General features: G+C 66.7%; 18 protein-coding genes and 1 riboswitch. Of the genes, 11 read left to right on the top strand and 7 right to left on the bottom strand.

Annotated elements, in window-relative coordinates:
* The first annotated feature begins 1 nt into the window (after window position 1).
* Window positions 2–742 (top strand): precorrin-2 C(20)-methyltransferase, encoded by a 741-nt coding sequence (locus V7Q53_RS10375; RefSeq protein ID WP_333828468.1) that lies wholly within the window; start codon window positions 2–4, stop codon window positions 740–742.
* A complete protein-coding gene (cobJ, locus tag V7Q53_RS10370) occupies window positions 739–1,476 on the top strand; it encodes a precorrin-3B C(17)-methyltransferase (protein ID WP_333828467.1) in 738 nt (245 codons plus the stop codon). Before V7Q53_RS10375 ends, cobJ begins: the two co-directional genes overlap by 4 nt.
* On the opposite strand, the gene V7Q53_RS10365 is transcribed toward cobJ, so the two are convergent.
* On the bottom strand, window positions 1,449–2,201 hold the full coding sequence (locus tag V7Q53_RS10365; protein ID WP_333828466.1) for a cobalt-precorrin-6A reductase: 753 nt from the start codon (window positions 2,199–2,201) through the stop codon (window positions 1,449–1,451). The two genes, cobJ and V7Q53_RS10365, sit on opposite strands and share 28 nt — an antisense overlap.
* Between V7Q53_RS10365 and cbiT the strand changes: the two genes are divergently transcribed.
* From cbiT to cobF, 7 genes are all read left to right on the top strand, one after another.
* On the top strand, window positions 2,200–3,378 hold the full coding sequence (gene cbiT / locus V7Q53_RS10360; RefSeq protein ID WP_333828465.1) for a precorrin-6Y C5,15-methyltransferase (decarboxylating) subunit CbiT: 1,179 nt from the start codon (window positions 2,200–2,202) through the stop codon (window positions 3,376–3,378). The genes V7Q53_RS10365 and cbiT overlap by 2 nt on opposite strands.
* A complete protein-coding gene (locus tag V7Q53_RS10355; protein WP_333828494.1) occupies window positions 3,375–3,743 on the top strand; it encodes a cobalamin biosynthesis protein in 369 nt (122 codons plus the stop codon). The genes cbiT and V7Q53_RS10355 overlap by 4 nt, the downstream gene beginning before the upstream one ends.
* On the top strand, window positions 3,740–4,519 hold the full coding sequence (gene cobM, locus V7Q53_RS10350; protein ID WP_333828464.1) for a precorrin-4 C(11)-methyltransferase: 780 nt from the start codon (window positions 3,740–3,742) through the stop codon (window positions 4,517–4,519). Before V7Q53_RS10355 ends, cobM begins: the two co-directional genes overlap by 4 nt.
* Window positions 4,516–5,871: a cobyrinate a,c-diamide synthase gene (locus V7Q53_RS10345; protein ID WP_333828463.1), complete on the top strand. Its 1,356-nt coding sequence runs from the start codon at window positions 4,516–4,518 to the stop codon at window positions 5,869–5,871. Before cobM ends, V7Q53_RS10345 begins: the two co-directional genes overlap by 4 nt.
* The gene (gene cobA / locus V7Q53_RS10340) at window positions 5,868–6,629 is read left to right on the top strand and encodes a uroporphyrinogen-III C-methyltransferase (RefSeq protein ID WP_333828462.1); all 762 of its coding nucleotides are present in this window, start codon (window positions 5,868–5,870) and stop codon (window positions 6,627–6,629) included. The genes V7Q53_RS10345 and cobA overlap by 4 nt, the downstream gene beginning before the upstream one ends.
* 39 nt (window positions 6,630–6,668) lie before the next feature.
* Window positions 6,669–6,885, top strand: a riboswitch (cobalamin riboswitch).
* 33 nt (window positions 6,886–6,918) lie between these two features.
* Complete coding sequence (locus V7Q53_RS10335) at window positions 6,919–7,590, top strand: energy-coupling factor ABC transporter permease (protein ID WP_333828461.1); 672 nt, start codon at window positions 6,919–6,921, stop codon at window positions 7,588–7,590.
* A 64-nt stretch (window positions 7,591–7,654) separates the two neighbouring features.
* Window positions 7,655–8,443: a precorrin-6A synthase (deacetylating) gene (cobF, locus tag V7Q53_RS10330; RefSeq protein WP_333828460.1), complete on the top strand. Its 789-nt coding sequence runs from the start codon at window positions 7,655–7,657 to the stop codon at window positions 8,441–8,443.
* 62 nt (window positions 8,444–8,505) lie between these two features.
* On the opposite strand, the gene V7Q53_RS10325 is transcribed toward cobF, so the two are convergent.
* From V7Q53_RS10325 to V7Q53_RS10300, 6 genes are all read right to left on the bottom strand, one after another.
* A complete protein-coding gene (locus V7Q53_RS10325) occupies window positions 8,506–8,793 on the bottom strand; it encodes an HU family DNA-binding protein (protein WP_333828459.1) in 288 nt (95 codons plus the stop codon).
* Between the two features lie 173 nt (window positions 8,794–8,966).
* Window positions 8,967–10,448: an AMP nucleosidase gene (locus tag V7Q53_RS10320; protein WP_442954429.1), complete on the bottom strand. Its 1,482-nt coding sequence runs from the start codon at window positions 10,446–10,448 to the stop codon at window positions 8,967–8,969.
* A 101-nt stretch (window positions 10,449–10,549) separates the two neighbouring features.
* Complete coding sequence (gene dxs, locus V7Q53_RS10315) at window positions 10,550–12,481, bottom strand: 1-deoxy-D-xylulose-5-phosphate synthase (RefSeq protein WP_333828458.1); 1,932 nt, start codon at window positions 12,479–12,481, stop codon at window positions 10,550–10,552.
* Between the two features lie 14 nt (window positions 12,482–12,495).
* Window positions 12,496–13,356, bottom strand: coding sequence for a polyprenyl synthetase family protein (locus V7Q53_RS10310; RefSeq protein ID WP_333828457.1), 861 nt, complete (start codon window positions 13,354–13,356; stop codon window positions 12,496–12,498).
* Window positions 13,353–13,589, bottom strand: a complete 237-nt coding sequence (locus V7Q53_RS10305) for an exodeoxyribonuclease VII small subunit (RefSeq protein WP_333828456.1) — start codon at window positions 13,587–13,589, stop codon at window positions 13,353–13,355. The genes V7Q53_RS10310 and V7Q53_RS10305 overlap by 4 nt, the downstream gene beginning before the upstream one ends.
* Window positions 13,586–14,521 carry a histone deacetylase family protein gene (locus V7Q53_RS10300; RefSeq protein ID WP_333828455.1) on the bottom strand — a complete coding sequence of 312 codons (936 nt, stop codon included), beginning with the start codon at window positions 14,519–14,521 and terminating at the stop codon, window positions 13,586–13,588. The genes V7Q53_RS10305 and V7Q53_RS10300 overlap by 4 nt, the downstream gene beginning before the upstream one ends.
* 132 nt (window positions 14,522–14,653) lie before the next feature.
* On the opposite strand from V7Q53_RS10300, the gene V7Q53_RS10295 reads away from it, so the two are divergent.
* The gene (locus tag V7Q53_RS10295; protein ID WP_333828454.1) at window positions 14,654–15,763 is read left to right on the top strand and encodes an S-(hydroxymethyl)glutathione dehydrogenase/class III alcohol dehydrogenase; all 1,110 of its coding nucleotides are present in this window, start codon (window positions 14,654–14,656) and stop codon (window positions 15,761–15,763) included.
* Window positions 15,763–16,605 (top strand): S-formylglutathione hydrolase, encoded by an 843-nt coding sequence (gene fghA / locus V7Q53_RS10290; protein WP_333828453.1) that lies wholly within the window; start codon window positions 15,763–15,765, stop codon window positions 16,603–16,605. Before V7Q53_RS10295 ends, fghA begins: the two co-directional genes overlap by 1 nt.
* The last annotated feature ends 30 nt before the right edge of the window (window positions 16,606–16,635 follow it).

Raw genomic sequence — 16,635 nt, 5'->3', positions numbered from 1 at the left:
CATGGGCCGCATCCTTTGTGCCGGGCTTGGCCCCGGCGACCCTGATCTGATGGCCGTGCGCGCTGACAGGGCGATCCGCACCGCGCGCCACATCGCCTATTTCCGCAAGGCCGGGCGGCAGGGGCAGGCGCGCCGGATTGTCGAGGGGATGCTGGCGCCCGGCGCGGTGGAGCATGCGATGGAATACCCCGTCACCACCGAAATCCCCTTTGACAGCCCCGAATACAACCATCTGCTGTCAGCCTTTTATGACGGCTGGGCGGGGCGGCTGGCTGCGCTTGCCGGTGCCAGGCAGGAGGTTGTGGTGCTCTGTGAGGGGGACCCGTTCTTTTACGGCTCGTTCATGCATCTTTATGTGCGGCTCAAAGACCATGTCCCGGTTGAGGTGATCCCGGGCATTCCGGGGATGGTGGGCTGCTGGAATGCCATGGGCACGCCGGTGACATGGGGCGATGACGTGCTGACGGTGCTTATGGGCACCCTGCCTGAGCAGGAGCTGGTCGCCCATATGCGCGGCGCCGATGCGCTGGCGATCATGAAGACGGGGCGCAACCTGCCGCGTGTCCGGCGGGCCTTGCAGGCGGTGGGGCGGCTGGACGATGCATGGCTGATCGAGCGGGGCACCATGCCGGGCCAGCGCATTGCCCCGCTGGCGCAGATTGATGCCGATGACTGCCCTTATTTCGCTATCGTTCTGGTGCACGGGCGGGGCCGCCGTCCGGTGGCGCGGGGCGTGGCATGACCGGCTGGGTAGCGGTGGCAGGCCTTGGCCCCGGCGATGCGGCGCTGATCACGCCGGAGGTGACGGCGGCGCTGGGCGCGGCGAGCGATGTTGTGGGCTATGCGCCCTATGTGGCGCGCATTGCCCCGCGCCCCGGCCTGCGCCTGCACCCGTCTGACAACCGCGAAGAGCTTTCGCGCGCGCTGTCTGCGCTGCGGATGGCCGCTGAGGGGCGGCGTGTCGTTATCGTCTCTTCCGGTGATCCGGGGGTGTTTGCCATGGCCGCTGCCCTTTTCGAGGTGATGGAGGCGCATCCCGGGCATGCGGATGCCGATATCCGCATCCTTCCCGGCATCACCGCGATGCTGGCGGCGGCGGCCCGCGCGGGTGCGCCGCTGGGACATGATTTCTGCGCGATCAACCTTTCCGACAACCTCAAACCCTTTACCGAGGTTGAGCGCCGCCTGCGCCACGCCGCGCGGGGTGGCTTTGCGATGGCGTTCTACAACCCGCGCTCGGCGTCACGGCCGCACCAGTTTGCGCGTGTGCTGGATATCCTGCGCGAGGAATGTGAGCCTGCGCGCCTGATCCTGTTCGCCCGCGCCGTCTGCACCTCCGACGAGCGCCTGACGACCGTGCAACTGGCCGATGCCCTGCCTGCCATGGCCGATATGCGCACCGTGGTCATCGTCGGCAATGAGGCCACGCGCCGTGTGGGGCGCTGGCTTTACACGCCCAGATCGGTCGCGCCATGATGCAGCCATGCCATCACCGCGCCGGGGCTGGTGACAAGCTGCCGCTGCGGCAGCGCAGGCCGGTCAATCATGATCACCGGCAGGCGCAGCGCCCGCGCGGCGGCCAGCTTGGCGCTTGCGCCCTGACCGCCGGCATTCCGCGCAACAATATGGGTGATCGCCTGCGCGCGCAGCAGCGCTGTGTCCCCCGCAATGTCAAACGGCCCGCGCGCGATCACGACGCTGGCGTTTGGCAGGGGCAGCGGGCCCTGGGGTGGATCGACAAGGCGCAGAAGGTAGTGGTGGTGCGGTCTGGCGGCAAAGCTGGCCAGCGCCTGCTTGCCGATGGCCAGAAAAACCCGCGACGGGGTTTCCGGCAGGGCCTGCACGGCGGCGGCGGTATCGGCGACATGGTGCCAGTCATCGCCCGGCCCCTGCTGCCATGGCGCGCGTTCCAGCGCGATCAGTGGTGTGCCGGTCCGGGTGCAGGCGGCAAGGGCATTGGCGCTGATCCCGGCGGCAAAGGGGTGGGTCGCATCCACGACATGGCTGATCGCGTTCTGCGCCAGAAACGCGGCCAGCCCGTCCACGCCGCCAAAGCCGCCCACCCGCGTGGGGATCGGCTGTGCGCGGGGCGCATCGGTGCGCCCGGCATAGGAATAAAGCGCATCACAGCCCGCCCCGGCCAGCAACTGCGCAAGCGCGCCTGCCTCGGTTGTGCCGCCAAGCAAAAGGATGCGCGTCATGTCTGAGCCCTGGCTTTCCATCATCGGTCTGGGCGAAGATGGACCGGATGGCCTTTCCATGGCAAGCCGCGCCGCGCTGGACGGGGCCGAGGTTGTGTTCGGCGCGCCGCGTCATCTGGCGCTGGCCGCCACCGGCGCGCGCGGGCGGGAATGGCCGGTGCCCTTTGACCCCGCGCCGCTTTTGGCGCTGCGGGGGCGGCGGGTGGCGATGCTGGTCTCGGGCGATCCGTTCTGGTTTGGCGCGGGCGGCACTGTCGCGCACCAGCTTGCGCCGGATGAGTGGCGCGCCTTTCCGGTGGCCGGGGTGTTTTCGCTGGTGGCGGCGCGGATGGGGTGGCGGCTGGAGGAGGTGCTGTGCCTTGGCCTTCACGCCGCCCCCTTCGCGCGCCTTAGGCCGGTTCTGGCGCGCGGTGTCCGTGCGATCTGCACGTTGCGCGATGGTGCGGCGGTGGCGGAGCTGGGCGCATGGCTGGCCGCGCATGGCTTTGGCGCGGTGCGCGTCACGGTCTGTGAACGCGTCGGTGGCCCGCAGGAGCGTCTGCGCGAAGGCACCGGCTGGTCTGATATCGCGGCGCCCGTGGCAGTTGCGCTGGACGGGGCCAACCTGCCGCGCAGCGCGGGGCTGCCGCGCGCGCCGGGCCTGCCGGATGACCTTTTCCGCCACGACGGCCAGATCACCCGGCGCCCGGTCCGTGCGCTGACGCTTTCGGCGCTGGCCCCGCGCCCCGGTGCGTTGCTGTGGGATATCGGCGGGGGTTCCGGGTCGGTCGCGGTGGAATGGTGCCTTGCCGGGGGGCAGGCGATCAGCATCGAAAAGCGCGAAACGCGCGCCGCGACCATCCGCGCCAATGCCGAAGCGTTCGGCCTGTCGCACCGGCTGCGCGTGGTGCTGGGCCGCGCGCCCGAAGCGCTGGCCGGTCTGCCCGCGCCCGATGCGGTCTTTGTCGGCGGAGGTGGTGACGGCGCGCTGCATGCCGCGCTCTGGCCCCTGCTGGATGAAGGGGTGCGGCTGGTTGCCAATGCCGTAACGCTGGAAACCGAGGCGGTGCTTGCCGCCTGTCACGCCAGACATGGCGGCAAGCTGCTGCGCGCCGATCTGGCCGAGGCGGCGCCTTTGGGCGGGTTTCGTGGCTGGGTTCCTGCCCGCCCGGTGGTGCAATGGAGCGTGGTGAAATGAGGGTGGCGGGGCTGGGCTTTCGCACCGATGCACCCCTTGCCGCGCTTGAGGCCGCGCTGCTGCTGGCTGAGGCGCAGGGCGGCCCGGTTGCCGCGCTGGCCACCGTTCCCGGCAAGGCCGGTGCGCCGCAGCTTGCCGCGTTGGCGCAGGCCCGCGGCATTCCGGTTCTTGCGGTTGCCATACGGGGTGTGGCGACGCCCGCGCAGTCACCGCGCATCATGGCGTTGCATGGCACCGGCTCGGTCGCCGAGGCGGCGGCGCTGGTGGGTGCGGGGCCGGGCGCGCGGCTGTTGGTGCCCCGCCTCAGAACAGCCGATGGCATGGCAACCGCCGCCATCGCGCTCAGCATGGGAGAATGCGAATGACCGTCCATTTCATCGGCGCAGGCCCCGGCGCGGCGGATCTGATCACGCTGCGCGGGCGCGACCTGATCGCCGCCAGCCCGGTCTGCCTGTTTGCGGGCAGTCTGGTGCCCGAGGCGTTGCTGGCGCACTGCCCGCCCGGCGCGCGGATTGTGAACACCGCCCCGCTGAGCCTTGATGCCATCATCACCGAGATTGCCGGTGCCCATGCCAAGGGACAGGATGTGGCGCGGCTGCATTCCGGTGATCTGTCCGTCTGGTCGGCGATGGGTGAACAGCAGCGCCGGTTGCGCGCGTTGGGCATCCCCTATGATGTGACGCCGGGTGTACCCTCTTTCGCCGCCGCCGCCGCCGTGCTGGGGGCAGAGCTGACGCTGCCGGGGGTGGCGCAATCGGTGGTGTTGACGCGCACTTCGGGCCGCGCTTCGGCCATGCCGGAAGGTGAAAACCTTGAGGCCTTCGCGGCCACCGGGGCGACCCTGGCGATCCATCTCTCGGTGCATGTGCTGGGCGATGTGGCGCGGCGGCTGACCCCGCATTACGGCCCTGACTGCCCGGTGGCGGTGGTTTTCCGGGCAAGCTGGCCTGACCAGCGGGTGGTGCGCGCCACGCTTGCCACCCTGAACCTCGCGATCGGCGCGGGGGAGCGCACCGCGCTTATCATGGTCGGCCATGCGCTGGGGGCCGAGGATTTTGACGAAAGCCGCCTTTATGCCGGTGACTATGACCGCCGCTTCCGCCCCACCGGCACCGCGCCGCGCTTTCCGGAGGGTGCATGATACCGCCCGGCATTCTGATATCGGCTCCCGCATCGGGCACCGGCAAAACCATGGTCACGCTGGGCCTGCTGGGGGCGTTTCGCGCGCAGGGGATGGCGGTTCAGCCCTTCAAATGCGGGCCGGATTACATCGACCCCGCCTTTCACACCGCCGCCAGCGGGCGCCCGTCGGTGAACCTTGACAGCTGGGCGATGGGGCCTGAGCGGACCGGCACGCTGGTCGGGGCCGCGGCGGGCGCCGGTCTGATAATCGCCGAGGGGTCGATGGGGCTTTTTGACGGCGTGGCCAGGCGCGGTGAGGCGGGCACCGGGGCCAGCGCCGATATCGCGGCGCAGATGGGCTGGCCGGTGATTGTGGTGCTAGATGTCTCAGGTCAGGCGCAGACGGCGGCGGCCGTGGCGCAGGGGCTGGCGCAGTTCCGGCCCGATGTGCGGGTCGCCGGGGTGATCCTGAACAAGGTCGCCTCGCCCCGGCATGAGGCGCTGGTGCGCGCGGGGCTGGAAATGGCGGGTCAGAACGGCATGGCGCTGCCGGTTCTGGGCGCGCTGCCCCGCCGGCCTGACATCAGCCTGCCCGCGCGGCATCTGGGCCTTGTTCAGGCCGAAGAACTGCCGCAGCTGCATAAGATACTGGCGCAGGCCGCTGCCTTTGTCGGCGAACATTGCGATCTGGCGGCGATCAGGGCGGCTGCGCGGGGCACCGGGACTTCCGCTACCAGCGCCGCGCCCCTGCCGCTGCCCTTGCCGGGCGGTCGGATTGCGCTGGCCCGCGATGCCGCGTTTTCCTTTGTCTATCCGCATCTGCTGGCAGGCTGGCGGGCGCAGGGCGCAACGATCCTGCCGTTCTCGCCGCTGGCGGATGAAGCGCCGGACCCTTCGGCAACTACCTGCTGGCTGCCCGGCGGATACCCTGAGCTGCACGCTCCGCGCCTTGCCGCCTGCACAGGGTTCCGCGAAGGGCTGCGCCGCTTTGCCCTGACAAGGCCGGTTCACGGCGAATGCGGCGGCTATATGGTGCTTGGCGCCGGGCTGGTGGCGGCGGATGGGGTGCGCCATGAGATGACCGGCCTGCTGGGGCTGGAGAGCAGCTTTGCCACGCGCCGCATGCATCTGGGCTATCGTCTGGCCCTGCCGCACCGGCCCTTTGCGGGCGCTCCCGCGCGGGCCGGTCTGCGCGGGCATGAGTTTCACTATGCCACGGTGCTTGCCCAGCCTGACGCGCCGGCGGCGCGGGTGCTGGATGCGGCGGGGGCCGAGGTGGCCGAGGCGGGCTCATTCCGCGCCATGCCGGGGGGCGGGCAGGTGAGCGGCAGCTTCTTTCATCTGATTGCCCCGGCAGGGGAAAACGGATGACCGGCTTTGTCTCGTTTGTCTCATCGGGGCCGGGTGACCCTGAACTGCTGACCTTCAAGGCGGCAGACCGGCTTGCGCGGGCCGATGTGATCCTGTTCGATGACCTCTCGTCAGGGCCTGTTCTGGGCCACGCCGGGCCGCAGGCCGAGCTGATCGCGGTGGGAAAACGCGCCGGAAAACCCTCGCCCCGGCAAGACCATGTCAGCCGCCTGCTGGTGGATCAGGCGCGCACCGGTGTGCGCGTGGTGCGCCTGAAATCCGGGGATTGCGGGATTTTCGGGCGGCTGGAGGAAGAGATCACCACACTGGAGCGCGCGGGCATCGCCTATGAGATCATCCCGGGCGTGCCCTCGGCCTGTGCGGCGGCGGCCATGGCCGGTATTCCGCTGACCCGGCGTCTGACCGCGCGGCGGGTGCAGTTCATCACCGGCGCTGACGTGACAGGCGATCTGCCGCAGGGGCTGAACTGGGCGGCGCTGACCGACCCTGAGGCGACGACCGTGGTGTATATGGGCAAGCGCACCTTTCCGCGCCTCGCCGCAGAGCTGATCCGTCACGGCCTGCCGCCCCGGACCCCGGGCCTGCTGGCCGAGGCCGTCAGCCACCCGCAGCAACGGCTGCACCGCGCCAGTATCGCGCAACTGGCTGAAATGCTGAGCCACCAGCACAGCGATCAGCCCGCGCTGATCCTGTATGGCGCGCTGGCGGGCGGTGCGCCGGAAGGCATACCCGAAAGCGTGCCGGGGGAGGGGGATTAACACCTGCCGCAATCGCGCTTGACCGGCAAACACCGCCAGCGCACAAAGCAAGCCTCAGGTGCCCGGAACGCAGACGCATGCCGGGCTGAAACGGGAATGGGGAAGGGCGGACCAAATTGCGGCGCCCCAGCCCCAGCCGCCCCCGCGACTGTAAGCGGTGAGCGGCCATCCGATACGCCACTGGCCTTCTGGCCGGGAAGGTGGATGGTCGCCACGACCCGCGAGCCAGGAGACCGGCCTGTATCATGAAACCGCAAAGCCGTCGGGTGTGACGGTATGGAGAACGATCATGCATATTGAACCGGGCATCGTGGATGCCGCCAAAATCGGGCTGAGCTATGCCACAGCCGCCGCCGCCGGGGCCACCGGCCTGTGGTTTGTGCGCGAGACATTGCGCGAAAGGGGCCTGCCCTCGTTGCTGGCGCGCGCGGCGGTGGCGACTGTCGGCACCTTCGTGTTTTTCGAGGTTCTGCCCACCTTTTCCGTCGGCGTGTCGGAGGTGCATTTCATCCTTGGATCGACCTTGTTCCTGATCCTTGGGGCCGGGCCTGCCGCCATCGGGCTGGTGCTGGGCCTGCTGTTGCAGGGGCTGTTCTTTGCCCCCGATGACCTGCCGCAATTCGCCATGAACGTCACCACGCTGCTGGTGCCGCTCTATGCGCTGACCGCGCTGGCCCGCCGTATCATCGCGCCCGGCACCGCCTATGTCGATCTGCGGTACGGGCAGGTGCTGGCGCTGTCGGCCACCTATCAGGCCGGTGTCGTGGCCTGGGTGGCCTCCTGGGCCTTTTACGGCATGGGGGCCGAGGCGCTGGCCCCGACCGCCACCTTCGCGCTGGCCTATATGCTGGTGATCGTGCTGGAGCCGCTGGTTGACCTTGCCGTCCTCGCCCTTGCCAAGGCGCTGCGCGACAAGACGCCCGCGGGACTGGTCACACCGCGCCTTCACACCCCCGCCTGAGCGCGGAATCCCCTGACAGGGCGCGGCCTGTAGCGGGCCGCGCTTTTTTCCTGAAGGCACAAAGATGATCGAGCTTTTCCTGATCGGTATCGGAACCGGCAACCCGGACCATGTCACCCGGCAGGCCGAAAAGGCGATCAATGCCTGCGATCTGATCCTTGTGCCGCTGAAGGGTGAGGACAAGGCCGATCTGGCCGGGCTGCGGCTGGCGATCTGCCGGTCCTGCATCACCAACCCCGATACAAGGGTCGAAACCTTCGACCTGCCGCAGCGCGACCCGGCAGTACCTGACTATCTGGCCCGCGTGACGGACTGGCATGATGCCATCGCCGCCTGCTGGATTGCGGCCATCGACCGACACCGCAAGGCGGGCGGGGGCGGGCGTGTGGGCTTGCTGGTCTGGGGCGATCCGTCGCTTTATGACAGCACATTGCGGATTGCAGAGCGGGTGGCCGCGCACATACCGCTCAGGCAGCGGGTGATCCCGGGTATCACCGCGATACAGGCGCTGTGCGCGGCGCATGCGGTCCCCTTCAACGATCTGGGCGCGCCAGTGCTTGTCACAACCGGCCGCCGGCTGCGCGATCACGGCTGGCCCGAAGGTTGCACAACGCTTGTCGTCATGCTGGACGCGGGCGGGGCCTTTGCCACGCTCACCGGCGCGGAGTATGACATCTGGTGGGGCGCCTATGTCGGGATGGAGGGTGAGATCCTGATCGCAGGTCCGCTTGCGACAGCCGGGCCGGAAATTCTTGCCAGACGGCAGCAGGCACGGGCCGCGCATGGCTGGATCATGGATATCTATCTGCTGCGCAGACGCGCGGTGCCGGGGCCACAAGCGCGGGTATCATGAGCGGCGCGCGCATGAAAAAGGGCCGCTGAACAGCGGCCCCCGGTATGCGATGTGTCGAAAGATCAGCCGTTCACGCTGTCCTTGAGCGCTTTGGCGATGGTGACCTTGACGGTCTTGTCGGCAGCTTTGGTCATGGTCTCGCCGGTGGCCGGGTTACGGACCTGACGCTCAGGGCGCGCACGGCAGAAGATCTTGCCGATACCGGGCAGGGTAACCGCACCGCCATTTGCCACTTCACGGCTGACCAGCGCGCCAACGGCATCCAGGGCGGCATTGGCGGTTTTCTTGTCCGTGCCCATTTCTTCGGCAAGGGCGGCGACGAGTTGGGTCTTGGTCATCGGTTTCGACATCGTTTGCTCCATTTAACGTGTTATGCGCTTTTTTTCCAGAACACTGGGGGTGCTACCCCTCCCTCGGGACTGCTGCGCATGTAGCCGCATTTCCCTGAGGCATACAATCGGAAAGCTGGCCCCGGCACCGCAAAAACAGGGAAAGTCGCTGATTTTTGCCGGTTTGCGCTGACTCAAAGGAAGGCGGTTTCGTCAAAGGAGCGCAACTTGCGGCTGTGAATGCGCTCAAGCGGCATGGCGCGCAGAAGCTCCATCGCCCGGATTCCGATCAGAAGATGGCGCGCAACCTGGGTTTTGTAGAAGGCGCTGGCCATGCCCGGCAGCTTCAGTTCGCCATGCAGCGGCTTGTCGGATACGCACAGAAGCGTGCCATAAGGCACCCGGAAGCGGAACCCGTTGGCCGCGATGGTGGCGCTTTCCATATCCAGCGCGATGGCGCGCGAGGTGGAGAGGCGCTGCACCGGGCCGGACTGGTCGCGCAGCTCCCAGTTGCGGTTGTCGATCGTGGCGACGGTGCCGGTGCGCATGATCTTCTTCAGCTCGAACCCTTCAAGCTGGGTGATCTCGGCCACGGCCTCCTGCAGGGCGATCTGGATTTCGGCCAGCGCCGGGATCGGCACCCAGACCGGCAGGTCATCGTTCAGAACATTGTCCTCGCGCAGATAGGCATGGGCCAGCACGAAATCGCCAAGGGATTGCGAATTGCGCAGCCCGGCGCAGTGGCCGACCATCAGCCAGGCATGCGGGCGCAGAACGGCGATATGATCGGTCGCGGTCTTCGCATTCGAGGGGCCGACGCCGATATTGACCAGCGTAATCCCCTGCCCGCCGGGGCGTTTGAGGTGATAGGCAGGCATCTGCGGCAGGCGGGCAAGCGGCGGCAACGGGGTGTCAGGGTCGGTCAGAACCGCATTGCCGGGCGCAACAAAGGCGCTATAGCCGCTTTCGGGGTCGCCAAGGGCCTGACGGGCGTAGGCCTCGAATTCATCAACGTAGAACTGGTAGTTGGTGAACAGGACGTGGTTCTGAAAATGCTCGGCCTCGGTGGCGGTGTAATGGGCAAGGCGGGCCAGCGAATAGTCCACACGCTGCGCGGTGAACGGCGCCAGCGGGACAGAGCCGTCGGCATTGCGCACCCGCTCACCATTGACGATATCATCGTTGGTGATGGCAAGGTCCGGCACATCGAAGATGTCGCGCATGCTGAGCTTCAGTTCGCCATGCGGCGGCAGGATGACATCGCCGCGCCCGGCCATGGCAAAATGCAGCGGAATGGGTGTTTCGGACGGGCCGATGCTGACCGGAACGCGGTGATTGCGGATCAGAAGGCCGATCTGCTGCTCAAGATAATCGCGGAACAGGTCAGGCTGCGTGACGGTGGTGGCATAAGTGCCCGGCTCCGGCACATGGCCGAACGAGAGGCGGCTGTCAGGCTGGTCATAGGTAGTCGTGGTGATGCGGATCTCAGGGTAAAAGGCACGGTAACGCGCCGGGGCCTGCCCGGTTTCAAGCAGGCGCTGGAACCTGTCCACCAGAAAGCCGGTGGCGGCAGCGTGCAGCGCGCAAAGGTGATCAACCGCCGCTTTCGCATCATTGAACTGGCGCGGCTCGCTGGGCGGAAGCATTTCGACGGGAAGCGACTGGGGTGTTTTCATCGATATCTCAACAGGTTTGCCCTGCGCCAGTATGACCCGGCGATATGGCGTTTATGTGAGGATGGCACCGACAGATCAGGAAGGGAAGCGCGAAGGCCGCGCTACGCCCGCTTGCTGCCCAGTTGCGCCACGCCCAGCACCTGAAGCACCTTCGCCTCGATGTCAGCGGCGTTCATGCCGGCAACGGCGTACATATCAGTCGCGCTGGCCTGATCGATGAAAGTATCGGGCAGCACCATCGAGCGGTATTTCAGCCCGCGGTCGAACACGCCCTCATTGGCGAGCAGTTGGGCGACATGGCTACCGAATCCGCCGATCGCGCCTTCCTCGATGGTGATCAGCGCTTCATGATGCGCGGCCAGTTGCAGGATCAGGTCACGGTCCAGCGGTTTGGCAAAGCGGGCATCGACCACGGTGGGCTGGATGCCGCGCGCGCCCAGCCCTTCGCAGGCTTTCAGCACCTCCGCCAGCCGCGTGCCGAAGCTGAGAAGCGCCACGCGCCCGCCCTCGCGCATCACCCGGCCCTTGCCGATTTCCAGCGGGGTGCCGCGCTCGGGCATATCCACGCCCATCCCCTCGCCACGCGGAAAGCGGAAGGCGATCGGCCCCTCGTCATGCGCGGCGGCGGTGGCGACCATATGCACCAGCTCAGCCTCATCGGCGGCGGCCATCACCACAAAGCCCGGCAGGTTGGCCAGATAGGCCACGTCGAACGAGCCCGCATGCGTGGCGCCATCGGCCCCCACCAGCCCCGCCCGGTCAATCGCAAAGCGCACCGGCAGCCGCTGGATGGCCACGTCATGCACCACCTGATCATAGCCGCGCTGCAGGAAGGTGGAATACATCGCGCAGAAGGGTTTCAGCCCGCCCGCCGCAAGTCCGGCGCAGAAGGTCACGCCATGCTGCTCGGCAATGCCGACATCGAAGCAACGGCGCGGGAAGCGCTCAGCAAACAGGTTCAGCCCGGTGCCATCGGGCATGGCGGCGGTGACAGCCACGATCTTATCGTCCTGCTCGGCCTGCGCGATCAGCGAGCGGGCAAAGACCTTGGTATAGCTGGGCGCGTTCGAGGGCGCGGATTTCTGCTTGCCGGTGATGACATCGAACTTGGCCGTGGCATGGCCCTTGTCAGTGGCCATTTCGGCAGGGCGATAACCCTTGCCCTTTTTCGTCAGCACATGGATCAGCATCGGCCCCGTGGCGCGGTCATGCACGGTGCGCAGGACGGCCAGAAGCTGCTCCATGTCATGCCCGTCAATCGGGCCGACATATTTGAAGCCCAGCTCCTCAAACAGCGTACCGCCCACGGTCATATGCTTGAGCATGTCCTTGGCGCGCTTCGCCCCTTCCTGAAACGGCGGGGGCAGCAGGCTGAGGGCGCCCTTGGCGGCGGCTTTAAGGTCATGCATCGGGGATTGTGCGTAAAGCCGCGACAGGTAGGAAGACAGCGCGCCGGTGGGTGGTGCGATGGACATCTCGTTGTCATTGAGGATGACGAACAGCCGCTTGCCAAGGTGGCCTGCGTTGTTCATCGCCTCAAACGCCATGCCCGCCGACATGCTGCCATCACCGATCACCGCGATGGCGTCACCCAGCGCAGGGTCCGGCGCGCCGCCCAGATCATGCGCCACCCTGAAACCCAGCGCCGCCGAGATGGAAGTGGAGCTATGCGCCGCGCCAAACGGGTCATAGGGGGATTCACTGCGCTTGGTGAAGCCGGAAAGCCCGTCTTTCATACGCAGGGTGCGGATACGGTCACGCCGCCCGGTGATGATTTTATGCGGATAGCATTGGTGGCTGACATCCCAGATCAGCCGGTCGCGCGGGGTGTCGAACACCGCGTGCAGCGCCACCGTCAGTTCCACCACGCCAAGCCCCGCGCCCAGATGCCCGCCGGTCTCGGATACCGCGCTGATGGTTTCCGCGCGCAGCTCGTCTGCAAGCTGCCTGAGCTGGGCATCCGAGAGCCGCTTGATGTCGGCGGGAACCGTGATGGTGTCCAGCAGGGGTGTTTGGGGGCGGTCCGAACTCATGGGCGACTTTCCGTTTACCTGTCCCGGCTGATAACGAATCGCGCCGCATCACGCAAGGATTGTGCCCCATCGCCATAGGGTTCCAGCGCCGCGCAGGCCGTATCAATCAGGGTTTCGGCGCGTTCCCGCGCAGCATCAAGGCCCAGAAGCGAAACGAAGGTGGCCTTTCCCGCCTCGGCATCCTTGCGCAGGCGCTTTCCGGCGGTGCTTGCATCACCCTCGGTATCAAGAATGTCGTCGGCGATCTGAAAGGCAAGGCCCATGGCGGCGGCATAGCGCGCAAGGGGCGCGGGGTCTGCCCCGGCCATGCGCGGCCCGGCGGTGCAGGCCCATTCAAAGAGCGCGCCGGTCTTGCCCGCCTGAAGCGCGGTGATCTCTTCCAGCGTCAGGGGCTGGGCGGCGGTTTCGGCCGCGATATCCAACGCCTGACCCAGCACCATGCCAGCAGCCCCGGCGGCGCGTGCCAGCGTCAGGGCCATCTGCGCGCCATTGGGCTGGCCGGGAAGGCAGACCAGCTCGAACGCCAGCGCCTGAAGGGCGTCACCGGCCAGAATGGCGGTGGCCTCATCCCATGCCAGATGCACGGTGGGCTGGCCACGGCGCAGGTCATCGTCATCCATGGCGGGCAGATCGTCATGCACCAGCGAATAGGCATGCATCGCCTCGATCGCGGCAGCCGCTGTCAGGGCATGGTCACGCGCAACGCCATGCAGCGCGGCGCTTTCCAGCACCAGATAGCCGCGCAGACCCTTGCCGCCCCTGAGCGCATAGCCCATCGCCTCACGCACCGCGCTGGGCGGCAGTGTCGCCAGCGCGGCGTCCAGACGGCCCGCCACCTGACCGGCGGCGGTTTGCAGACGGGTTGGAAAGCTCATCCGGCGTCGAAAGGTGCGGTGCCGGTGGGCGTGCCGTTTTCGGCCAGCGTGATCTGTTCGATCCGGGTCTGTGCCTGCGCCAGCTTGGCCTCGCAATGCTTCTTCAGATCGGCACCGCGCTCATAAAGGGCGATGGACTTTTCCAGCTCGACATCACCGCGTTCCAACTGGCCTACCACCGTTTCCAGCTCGCGCAGGGCCTCCTCGAACGACATCTCGGTAACTTCTTTCATGCGCCCTGCTCCATCAAAACCGTGACATGCGCTTTGACCGAGGCCGCAAGCGCCGACAGGTTATAGCCGCCCTCAAGCACGGAAACCAGCCGCCCCTGCGCGTGGCGGTCGGCCAGTGCGCACAGGCGGCGGGTGATCCAGACAAAATCTTCCACCTCAAGCGCCAGCTGCGCCAGCGGGTCTTCGATATGGGCGTCAAACCCTGCGGAGACGAGCACCAGTTCGGGCGCAAAGGCCTCAAGTCGCGGGAAAACATGGTTTTCATAGGCGGCGCGGAACATGGCACCATTGCAGCCCGGCGGCAGGGGCAGGTTCAGGATGTTATCATGCGCGCCCCGCTCAGACGCCTCGCCGGTGCCGGGCCAGAGCGGCATCTGATGGCTGGACACGAAAAGCACGCGGCCCTCATCCCAAAGCAGATCCTGTGTGCCGTTGCCGTGGTGGACATCGAAATCCACCACCGCCACGCGGGACAGGCCGTGATGATCGAGCGCGCGTCTGGCGGCAATCGCCACGGTGCCGAACAGGCAAAAGCCCATCGGCCTGGCGGTTTCGGCATGGTGGCCCGGCGGGCGGATCGCCGCGAATGCGTTCCTTGCCTCACCGGCCATCACCGCATCCAGCGCGCCCAGTGCCTGACCAACCCCGGCCAGCGCGCCGGTAAAGCTGCCGGGCGAGACATGAGTATCGGCATCAAGCGGGCGCAGGCCCTCAGTGGGAATGGCGGCGCGGATTTCGTCGATATAGGCCTGCGGATGGCAGCGCAGCAGCTCACTTTCAGGCGCGGGCGGGGCCTGATGGCGCGCAAGCGCGGCAAAGGCGGGCGTATCAAGCGCGGCAAGGACATGCTTCAGCCGCTCAACACGCTCCGGATGTCCGTCTGGCATGCGGTGGTCAAGGCAGGCGGGGTGGGTGAAAAATACGGTGCTCATGGCGCGCAGGCTAGCGCGGATTACCGCCTGCCCGCAACTGCCCAAAAGTGCCCCCTGCGGGGTGATCTGACATAGTATAACATCGGCCTGCGCGTTAGGTTGCGCGCAAAGCATGTGCGAAAAGGAAACCCGATGAAAACCCGCGCCGCCGTGGCCTTTGAGGCCAAGAAACCCCTTGAAATCGTTGAACTTGATCTGGAGGGCCCGCGCGCGGGTGAGGTGCTGGTGGAGGTGATGGCGACCGGCATCTGCCATACTGACAGCTACACGCTGGACGGGTTCGACAGTGAGGGGATCTTCCCCTCAGTGCTGGGCCATGAGGGCGCTGGGATTGTGCGCGAGGTGGGGCCGGGCGTGATCTCAGTGCAGGTGGGTGACCATGTCATCCCGCTTTACACGCCCGAATGCCGCCAGTGCAAAAGCTGCCTTTCGGGCAAGACGAACCTGTGCACTGCGATCCGCGCGACACAGGGCAAAGGGGTGATGCCCGATGGCACCTCGCGCTTCAGCTACAAGGGCCAGACGGTTTATCACTACATGGGCTGCTCGACCTTCTCAAACTTCACCGTGCTGCCCGAAATCGCGGTGGCGAAGGTGCGCAAGGACGCGCCCTTTGACAAGGTCTGCTACATCGGTTGCGGCGTCACCACCGGCGTGGGCGCGGTGATCAACACGGCGAAAGTGACGCCCGGTTCCAACGTGGTGGTGTTCGGACTGGGCGGCATTGGCCTGAACGTGCTTCAGGGCGCGCGGATGGTGGGCGCGGACAAGATCATCGGTGTCGATCTGAACGACGACAAGGCGCAGTGGGGCAAGATGTTCGGCATGACCCACTTTGTGAACCCCGCGAAGATTGACGGCGATATCGTCGCGCATCTGGTGGAAATGACCGATGGCGGCGCCGATTACACCTTTGACTGCACCGGCAACACCAATGTCATGCGCCAGGCGCTGGAGGCCTGCCACCGGGGCTGGGGCGTTTCTACCGTGATCGGTGTGGCCGAGGCGGGGAAAGAGATTTCGACGCGGCCGTTCCAGCTGGTCACCGGGCGGGTGTGGAAGGGTTCGGCCTTTGGCGGGGCGCGGGGGCGCACGGATGTGCCGAAGATCGTGGACTGGTACATGAACAAGAAGATCGAGATCGACCCGATGATCACCCACACGCTGAGCCTGGAAGAGATCAACAAGGGGTTTGACCTGATGCATGCGGGTAAATCCATCCGCGCGGTCGTGGTATTCTGATGGAGCGCCTGCAACGCTGGCGTAGCCATGGCGGCTGGCAGGAGGTCTGGAAGCATCAGAGCCGCGAGACGGGCACACCGATGGAATTTTCGGTGTTCCTGCCCGATGCGGCCAATACTGCCGGGGGCCCGCGCCCGGTGGTCTGGTACCTGTCCGGGCTGACCTGCAACTGGGCGAATGTGACCGAAAAGGGCGAGTTTCGCGCTGCCTGCGCCCGCCACGGGCTGATCTTTATCGCGCCCGATACCTCGCCGCGTGGCGAAGGCGTGCCGGATGATGCCGACGGGGCCTATGATTTCGGGCTGGGGGCTGGGTTTTATGTCGATGCGACGCAAAAGCCCTTCGCAAAACACTACCGGATGCGCAGCTATATCGAGCGCGAACTGCCCGATCTGGTGGCGAAGTATTTCCCCGTTGATCTGACGCGGCAGGGGATCATGGGGCATTCGATGGGTGGGCACGGCGCGCTGACCATCGCGCTGCGCAACCCTGAGCGCTTTCGCGCCGTGTCAGCCTTCGCGCCGATCTGCGCGCCCGGGCAGTGCCCATGGGGGCAAAAGGCGTTGGGCGGCTATCTGGGCGATGATCCGGCAGCATGGGCGGAATACGATGCCTGCCGCCTGATCGAGGCCGGGGCGCGGGTGCCGGAAATACTGGTCGATCAGGGTGCGGCGGACGGGTTTGTGGACAGTCAGCTGATGCCCGGCGCGCTGCGTGCCGCCTGCGACAAGGCGGGCATTGATCTGACCCTCAACCTGCATGAGGGCTATGACCACAGCTATTATTTCATCTCAAGCTTCATGGCATCACAACTGGACTGGCAGGCGGCGCGGCTGACGTGAGAAGGGGGCATTCTGCCCCCTCTTGGCTGC

This window comes from Pararhodobacter sp. (assembly GCF_036802785.1).
Taxonomy (GTDB): Bacteria; Pseudomonadota; Alphaproteobacteria; order Rhodobacterales; family Rhodobacteraceae; genus Pararhodobacter.
Note: the sequence above shows the minus strand (reverse complement) of the source record. Positions and strands in the feature narration are given on the sequence as shown.

Coding starts and splice junctions, on each gene's coding strand:
- V7Q53_RS10320 (WP_442954429.1), bottom strand. CDS start 10,448: ATGAAAACACCCCAGTCGCTTCCCGTCGAAATGCTTCCGCCCAGCGAG.
- cobJ (WP_333828467.1), top strand. CDS start 739: ATGACCGGCTGGGTAGCGGTGGCAGGCCTTGGCCCCGGCGATGCGGCG.
- fghA (WP_333828453.1), top strand. CDS start 15,763: ATGGAGCGCCTGCAACGCTGGCGTAGCCATGGCGGCTGGCAGGAGGTC.
- dxs (WP_333828458.1), bottom strand. CDS start 12,481: ATGAGTTCGGACCGCCCCCAAACACCCCTGCTGGACACCATCACGGTT.
- V7Q53_RS10310 (WP_333828457.1), bottom strand. CDS start 13,356: ATGAGCTTTCCAACCCGTCTGCAAACCGCCGCCGGTCAGGTGGCGGGC.
- V7Q53_RS10335 (WP_333828461.1), top strand. CDS start 6,919: ATGCATATTGAACCGGGCATCGTGGATGCCGCCAAAATCGGGCTGAGC.
- V7Q53_RS10305 (WP_333828456.1), bottom strand. CDS start 13,589: ATGAAAGAAGTTACCGAGATGTCGTTCGAGGAGGCCCTGCGCGAGCTG.
- V7Q53_RS10325 (WP_333828459.1), bottom strand. CDS start 8,793: ATGTCGAAACCGATGACCAAGACCCAACTCGTCGCCGCCCTTGCCGAA.
- cbiT (WP_333828465.1), top strand. CDS start 2,200: ATGTCTGAGCCCTGGCTTTCCATCATCGGTCTGGGCGAAGATGGACCG.
- V7Q53_RS10295 (WP_333828454.1), top strand. CDS start 14,654: ATGAAAACCCGCGCCGCCGTGGCCTTTGAGGCCAAGAAACCCCTTGAA.
- cobM (WP_333828464.1), top strand. CDS start 3,740: ATGACCGTCCATTTCATCGGCGCAGGCCCCGGCGCGGCGGATCTGATC.
- V7Q53_RS10355 (WP_333828494.1), top strand. CDS start 3,375: ATGAGGGTGGCGGGGCTGGGCTTTCGCACCGATGCACCCCTTGCCGCG.
- V7Q53_RS10375 (WP_333828468.1), top strand. CDS start 2: ATGGGCCGCATCCTTTGTGCCGGGCTTGGCCCCGGCGACCCTGATCTG.
- V7Q53_RS10365 (WP_333828466.1), bottom strand. CDS start 2,201: ATGACGCGCATCCTTTTGCTTGGCGGCACAACCGAGGCAGGCGCGCTT.
- V7Q53_RS10345 (WP_333828463.1), top strand. CDS start 4,516: ATGATACCGCCCGGCATTCTGATATCGGCTCCCGCATCGGGCACCGGC.
- V7Q53_RS10300 (WP_333828455.1), bottom strand. CDS start 14,521: ATGAGCACCGTATTTTTCACCCACCCCGCCTGCCTTGACCACCGCATG.
- cobA (WP_333828462.1), top strand. CDS start 5,868: ATGACCGGCTTTGTCTCGTTTGTCTCATCGGGGCCGGGTGACCCTGAA.
- cobF (WP_333828460.1), top strand. CDS start 7,655: ATGATCGAGCTTTTCCTGATCGGTATCGGAACCGGCAACCCGGACCAT.